Raw genomic sequence first — 7,080 nt, 5'->3', positions numbered from 1 at the left:
GGTCGCTCCGGAACTGTGTGGGAAAGCCGCTACAAGTCGAGCATCGTGCAGTCCGATAGTTATCTGTTGGCCTGCAGTCGATATATCGAACTGAATCCAGTGCGGGCATGCATGGTGGCGGAGGCTGGGGATTATCCCTGGTCGAGCTACACCCTCCGTATTGATGCCGCGCTTGAGCAGAACTGGTTGGACGAAGACCCGTACTTCAAGGCGCTCGGCGTTACGGCTGAGGAGCGACGCCACCGGTATGCCGATTTTGTAAGGCAAGCGGTTCCTTCCGAGGAGTTAAGCGTCATTCGAGAGGCCATTCAACGCGGCCAACTTACCGGGACCAGTCGCTTCGTGGATGAAGTCGAGCGTATTGCCGGAGTGCGGATTGAGCACCGGAAGCAAGGCAGACCGAAATTAGAGTAGGAAAAATAAATCTGTCCCCTTTTCGGTCCCTTTTCGGTCCGTGAGTCGTATGGCTCACGCGGGGTGCCTGGTGGAGGAGATTGGGATTAGCCTCGCCAGACTTTGAGCAGCAAACTTGCATTCACACCGCCAAAACCAAAGCCGTTGCAGAGTGCGTACTCCATCGGCATGAAACGCGGCTCGCCCAGTACTAGATCGACGTCCTTGGCGTCCTCGTCCGGCTCGTGGCAGTTGAGGTTGAACGGTGCTACCTGATCTGCGAGTGACTTGGCGGTGAAGATGCTCGCCAGTCCTCCAGCGGCACCAAGTAGATGGCCGGTGGAAGACTTGGTGGACGAGACGGCAACGTTTTTGGGGCCGAACACCGCCTTGATTGCGGCCAACTCTCCCTTGTCGCCAATCGGCGTGGACGTGGAGTGGGCGTTGATATAGCTAACCGCACCAGGCTCGACACCAGCCTGAGCGAGTGCCGCTCGCATGCATTGCTGGGCGCCTTCGCCTTCCGCAGGGGCGGCAGTAATATGGTAGGCGTCTGCGCTGGTGCCGTAGCCGACGATCTCGGCGAGTGGTGTAGCGTTGCGCGCCAACGCATGTTCTAGTGTCTCGATTACCATTACGCCTGCGCCCTCGGCGATCACGAAACCATCTCGATCGACATCGAATGGGCGTGAGGCTTCAGCGGGACGGTCATTGAAGGAGGTGGCCATGGCCTTTGCCGCCACGAAGCCGCCGATGCTGACTTCATTGATGCAGGCTTCGCTGCCGCCGCAGACCGCGACATCGGCGTCGCCGTTTTGAATCATGCGTACTGCGTCACCGATCGCCTGGACGCCAGCGGCACAAGCGGTCGCCGGGGCGCCCAGCGGGCCTTTGAAACCATATTTGATAGATACCTGTCCTGCGGCCATGTTCACTAGGAAGCCAGGTACGGTGAACGGAGATATACGCCGATGGCCGCTGGTGTTGATGGTATTGAAGGTGTCGCGGATGAAATGCAGCCCGCCAATTCCCGAGGCAATAACGGTTGCTGTGCGTTCCTTCTGCTTTTCGGTTGGGCTCCAGCCAGCTTGTTCAATCGCTTCGCTGGCAGCTGCCAGAGCGAAAAGAATGAACCGGTCCATGCGTCGCGCCTCTTTGGGCTCGACATATTGATTGGCGTCGAACCCAGCTTCGAAATCATCTTTCTTATCCGGTACCGTGCCTGCAATGCGCACGGGAAGCTCGCCGAAAGGCTCGATCTGGCGAACGCCGGACTTACCGTGGAGCAAGCGTTCCCAACTGCTCTCGACACTCGCGCCAAGCGGAGAAACGGCACCCATTCCCGTGATTACAATTCGCTTTGCCATGAGTAGAAACCCTCAATCTCGATGTCCGACCGTCGGCCGGTGTTTATCAGGCCGCAACTTTGGCGTGATCAAATTCAACATTTGATAGTTACCTCTTCTCGTATGCGCCGTAGGCGCTATCGCGCCGCTTGCTTCAGGTCGTCAAACCCGGCTGCGGGATGAACGCGACCGGGGCACCTTAGGGAAGGGGCGGGGAGGGGAAAAGGCACGGGGAGCGGTTTGGGAAATTTCCATGCCTTGCGCGGAATCATGGGTATCGCTTCGCTCCTCCCATCCTACGGTCATGGGTTCGCCCTGCCTCCGTCAGTCAGTCCGTGGATTCCTTGCTCTGTCTTGCCGTTAAGATTGCGGGGTTGTCGACCTGAGCTGTGGCGGGAGACAAAGCGATGAGCTTGCCATGTGTTGTCTGGGCGGATCTTCGCACCAACAGGGCAGCGTCCAGCCCGATCGGGGCGCTGGAAGAGCAGTTTCAAATCCGGCGCGTGGTTGAACGGGCCGCGATACCGCTGAATATCGATCAGGGCACGCCGCTGCTGTCCTGCTTCGAGTACGACTATCCTGACGTCCCGTCCCTGCAGGCCTTGCGCTCCACCAAGCAGGCCTACCCGTCCCTACCCATCCTGATGCTCACCCTCCAGCACTCCGAGGCTCTGGCCGTGTGGGCATTTCGCACCAGGGTCTGGGACTTTCTGGTCCAGCCGGTGACCGCCGAACAGCTGAGCCAGCGAATCTCCGCGCTCTTGCCCGTCCTGCCGACGCGCGGGCAGGAGCGTCGGGAGATTGCGATGCCGGTGCCGTTCATCCCACGGGAAAGCCGCATCAGCGCGCCGGGGCTGTCGATGCAGTCGGTGCAACTGGCCGCGAACTACGTGGAGCACCATTACTCGGAGACGCTGCGGCTGCGGGATGTCGCCGGTTCCTGCCAGATGGACGTCTGCACATTCAGCCGGACCTTCAAGCGCGCCTTCGGCCTGACCTTCCGCGAATACCTGTGCCGATTCCGCCTGGAGCGCTCGCGGGAGCTGCTGGCCAACCCTCGGGCGACAGTGTCGGAGGTTGCCTGCGCGGTCGGCATGTCGAACGCCTCGCACTTCACCCGGACCTTCCACCAGCGCATGGGCATCACGCCTACGGAATATCGCCGCGACGCTGCACCGCAGAACACGCACAAGTCGCTGCAATAGCTGCACAACGGCACAGCCTGTCGGCCGATAGACTGAACATTTGGTTCACCAATCGCGAACCCGGACTTCCGCCTTTGGCGGAGAGGGCAGGAGCCAGAGTCGTGTGTACATCAGCCGCTCTACTGAGGGAGTCCCAAGCACAACCCAGCAAGATGTCTTAGGCACGCATTGGGTGAGGGCCGCGGGCGTTTCGCGGCGAACAATCAGGAAGAAAAACCTCGCCCCCTCTCGTTGTTCAGGAGGCAAGCCATGTTCACTCATTGGTTGAAGGTCTACTCCGTTCCTTTCGCGATCAGCATCGTTGGCGCAGGGATGTACTCCACCCCGGCACACGCCGGTATCTGTGAGCTGGCCGACGCCGGCAGGGATACCGGCTGGTCGATCACCTTCGACGATGCCCAGGTCAGCAATTGCGTATTCACCGGCAATCCCGGGGATGGGCGCAACAAGGGCACGCTGAGCCTGACGCTGAAGTTTGTCGACCTTAATCCCATTGCCGTTCATTTTGTCCAGGAGGCGGCCGCAGCCGAGGACAGTTTCGGCCTCCGTATCACCTGGAACCTGACGCTGGATAACCAGTTTCAGCTGCTAAGAGGCATCAGGGGGCGGGCGTTCGATGAAAACCAGGTGCTGGACGATGACGACAACGAATTCGTCGCGGACATACACCCTGGCTTCGCGCACTTCCACCAGGATGGCACCTTCAATGCCGGACCGTTCGTAGGGGCGCCGGACTGCGATTGCGAATCCGATCGTGATTTCAGGGTCAGGGGGCCTGAACCAGGAGCCTTTGCTCCCGGTACGACCGGTACGGTTTCCGGCCTAGGCGTCCACCAGATCGAGGAAACAGGGCAGCAGAGGGATTTCACGGTCGAGGTCGAACCCCTGCGAGCGGAGGTCGCGCCTAACGCAAATCAGTGACGGGGCCTGCCAACGTCCACAGAGCCGTCGCTTGAGGCGGCTCTGTTTGGCAGGAGCGCGGTTCACCCCTGAACGCCTCACGTTGATCGATTAATTGACGAACTTTTCACGACTTCGCAGTCATATTTCTCGCTTTGCGACCGGATCGACTGGTCGGGGCTGAACCAGGCGGGTGTTTATGACGATTGGAGTGAAAAGCGCCGAGGATCGGCGATTCGACTGGGCCGGATTAGGCTGGCTCTTTCTCTTCTTCTGGTATTTCTCGGGTGTCACCCAGTTCCTTATCCAGGTAACCGGCACCAGCGGATTCAGCGGATTCCGCCAGGCGTTCCTGCTGAGCGGCCTGTGGTTGATCCCGGTACTGTTCTTCCCGGCGCGCACGCGGACCATCGCTGCTGTCCTGGGCGGGCTGCTCTGGCTCGCCTCCTTGCCGGCCTTCGGCTACTTCCTGGTGTATGGCCAGGAGTTTTCCCAGAGCGTCATCTTCATCATGTTCGAATCGAACGTGGCGGAAGGCTCCGAGTACCTGATCCAGTACTTCGCCTGGTGGATGATTCCAGCCTTCCTCGGCTACGCGCTGGGCGCCGTGCTGCTGTGGACGCGCCTGCGCCCGGTCCATCTGCCGCGTGGCAAGGCGATGCTCGCAAGCCTGGCGCTGCTGGCGGCGCTGGTGGGGTATCCGGCGGTGAAGCAGGGACTGGGCAACGAGACCTTCGAGGCGGCCCGCGACAGCTTCGAGAAGCGCATGGAACCGGCCGTGCCCTGGCAGTTGCTGGTGGGCTACCGCCAGTACCGCCAGCAGTTGGCCGACATGCATGACCTGCTGAAAGGCAACGCCCGCATCGCGCCGCTGGCCAACTTCAAGGATGCCAACGCCGGCCTGCCGGCCACCCTGGTGCTGGTGATCGGGGAATCCACCAACCGCCAGCGCATGAGCCTCTACGGCTACCCGCGCCAGACCACGCCGAACCTCGACCGTATCCGCGACCAGCTGGATGTCTTCGACAACGTCATCACCCCGCGCCCCTACACCATCGAGGCGCTGCAGCAGGTGCTGACCTTCGCCGACGAGCAGAACCCCGATCTCTACTTGAGCAAGCCGTCGCTGCTGAACATGATGAAGCAGGCCGGCTACAAGACCTACTGGATCACCAACCAGCAGACCCTTACCAAGCGCAACACCATGCTCACCAACTTCTCCAAGCAGGCGGATGAGCAGTTCTACCTGAACAACAACCGCAACCAGAACGCGCGCCAGTACGACGACGATGTGCTGCCACCGTTCGAAAAGGTGCTGGCCGACTCGGCGCCGCGCAAGTTCATCGTGGTCCACCTGCTGGGCACCCACATGAGCTACCAGTACCGCTACCCGCAGGAATACGACCGCTTCACCGGCCGCCAGGGCGTGCCGGCCAGCGTCACCGACGACCAGTTGCCCACCTACAACAGCTACGACAACGCCGTGCTGTTCAACGACCATGTGGTGTCGAGCCTGATCGAGAAGTTCTCCGGCAGCCGCGACAACGGCTTCCTGCTCTACCTTTCCGACCATGGCGAAGCGGTATTCGACCCGGAGCATCCCGACGTGCTAGGGCGTAATGAGGCAGCGCCGACCGCGCCCATGTACACCATCCCCTTCATGCTCTGGCGTTCGCCCCAGTGGCGCACCGAGCACCCGCAGGAGCTGGGCGCCAGCCTCGACCGGCCCTACAGCAGCTCCAGTTTCATCCACACCTGGGCGGACCTGGCTGGGCTCAGCTTCGATGATTTCGACCCCAGCCGCAGCCTGGTCAACGCCGCCTTCCAGCCGCGCCCGCTGCTGATCGGCAACCCTTACGAGCCCAAATCGCTGATCGATTTCAGCCTGATCAAGCCCAAGACCAAGGCGTCTGACATGGAAGTGGTCAGTGGCGAACGAGAAGCTGCTGGCAGAAAGGGGCCGCCGGGTTGACCGGCGGGGCGAATTTGTCTGTAGTTCGCCTTCGCCGAATTGCGGCATCAACGCCCCCCACTGCAAGGACACACCATGGCCGGAGCCAGCCTGCTGACCCTGATCGATGACATTGCGACGCTGCTCGATGACGTCTCGGTAATGACCAAAGTCGCCGCGAAAAAGACCGCGGGCGTGCTGGGCGATGACCTGGCGCTGAACGCCCAGCAGGTCAGCGGCGTCCGAGCCGAGCGTGAACTGCCTGTGGTATGGGCGGTGGCCAAGGGCTCGCTGGTGAACAAGGCGATCCTGGTGCCTGCGGCCCTGCTGATCAGCGCGCTCGCGCCCTGGGCGGTTATCCCGCTGCTGATGCTGGGCGGTGCCTTCCTCTGCTTCGAAGGCTTCGAGAAGCTGGCGCACAAGTGGCTGCACAGCCACGAAGAGGATGAGCAGGCCCACGCGGTGCTGGCCGAGGCCGTGACGAATCCGGACGTGGATCTGGTAGCCATGGAGAAGGACAAGATCAAGGGCGCCATCCGCACTGACTTCATCCTCTCCGCCGAGATCATCGTCATCACCCTGGGCACCGTGTCCGATGCGGTGTTCGGCAAGCAGGTGGCGGTGCTCGTGGGCATCGCGCTGATCATGACCGTGGGCGTCTACGGGCTGGTGGCGGGCATCGTGAAGCTGGACGACCTCGGCTTCTATCTGGTGCGCCGGGCCAGTTCGACGGCCCAGGCCATCGGCCGCGGCATCCTTGCCGCCGCGCCCTGGATGATGAAGGGCCTTTCGGTGCTGGGCACCGCCGCCATGTTCCTGGTGGGCGGCAGCATCATCCTTCACGGCATTCCCGCTGCTCACCACCTGCTGGAGCCGGTATTGGCCGCTGCTGGTGGCCTCTCATGGCTGGTGCAGATCCTGATCGACGGCGTGGCGGGCATTGTGTCCGGTGCGCTGGTGCTGGTCGGGGTGAGCCTGGTGAAGAAGGTATTGGGCGCCGTCAGGGGCTGATCGATTGCCCCGAAGCGGGTTGCCGGTGCGCGTGGCGCACCCTACGGGGTGGTGATTCGCTGCTCGGGGGTTGGTTGGGGCTGCTGCACAGCCCTTGGCGATTGAAATCGCCCCCACAGGGAAAGCGCGGTGGCTAGATACCGTGCGGACTGCTCCCTCTCCCTCCGGGAGAGGGTTGGGGTGAGGGCGAGTCGCTGCTCGGAGGTTGGTTGGGGCTGCTGCGCAGCCCTTGGCGATTGAAATCGCCCCCACAGGGAAAGCGCAGCGGCCAGAT

General features: G+C 61.8%; 5 protein-coding genes and 1 pseudogene. 5 read left to right on the top strand and 1 reads right to left on the bottom strand.

Going from position 1 to position 7,080, the window contains the following annotated elements; genetic code table 11:
- Window positions 1–414: pseudogene (locus tag E8E91_RS29060) on the top strand (transposase); the annotation flags it as partial.
- Between the two features lie 86 nt (window positions 415–500).
- Here E8E91_RS29060 and fabF read toward each other — a convergent pair.
- Window positions 501–1,760 (bottom strand): beta-ketoacyl-ACP synthase II, encoded by a 1,260-nt coding sequence (fabF, locus tag E8E91_RS29055; protein WP_280380749.1) that lies wholly within the window; start codon window positions 1,758–1,760, stop codon window positions 501–503.
- Between the two features lie 386 nt (window positions 1,761–2,146).
- Here fabF and E8E91_RS29050 point away from each other — a divergent pair, with 386 nt between their 5' ends.
- The 4 genes from E8E91_RS29050 (at window position 2,147) to E8E91_RS29035 (ending at window position 6,806) form a co-directional block, all read left to right on the top strand.
- Window positions 2,147–2,944, top strand: coding sequence for a DNA-binding response regulator (locus tag E8E91_RS29050; RefSeq protein WP_280380748.1), 798 nt, complete (start codon window positions 2,147–2,149; stop codon window positions 2,942–2,944).
- Between the two features lie 249 nt (window positions 2,945–3,193).
- Complete coding sequence (locus E8E91_RS29045; RefSeq protein ID WP_280380746.1) at window positions 3,194–3,865, top strand: hypothetical protein; 672 nt, start codon at window positions 3,194–3,196, stop codon at window positions 3,863–3,865.
- A gap of 178 nt (window positions 3,866–4,043) precedes the next feature.
- The gene (cptA, locus tag E8E91_RS29040) at window positions 4,044–5,816 is read left to right on the top strand and encodes a phosphoethanolamine transferase CptA (protein WP_280380745.1); all 1,773 of its coding nucleotides are present in this window, start codon (window positions 4,044–4,046) and stop codon (window positions 5,814–5,816) included.
- Window positions 5,817–5,891: 75 nt separating this feature from the next.
- On the top strand, window positions 5,892–6,806 hold the full coding sequence (locus E8E91_RS29035; protein WP_280380743.1) for a DUF808 domain-containing protein: 915 nt from the start codon (window positions 5,892–5,894) through the stop codon (window positions 6,804–6,806).
- Window positions 6,807–7,080: the final 274 nt, after the last annotated feature.

It is taken from the genome of Pseudomonas sp. BN515 (assembly GCF_029873155.1).
Lineage (GTDB): Bacteria > Pseudomonadota > Gammaproteobacteria > Pseudomonadales > Pseudomonadaceae > Metapseudomonas.
Note: the sequence above shows the minus strand (reverse complement) of the source record. Positions and strands in the feature narration are given on the sequence as shown.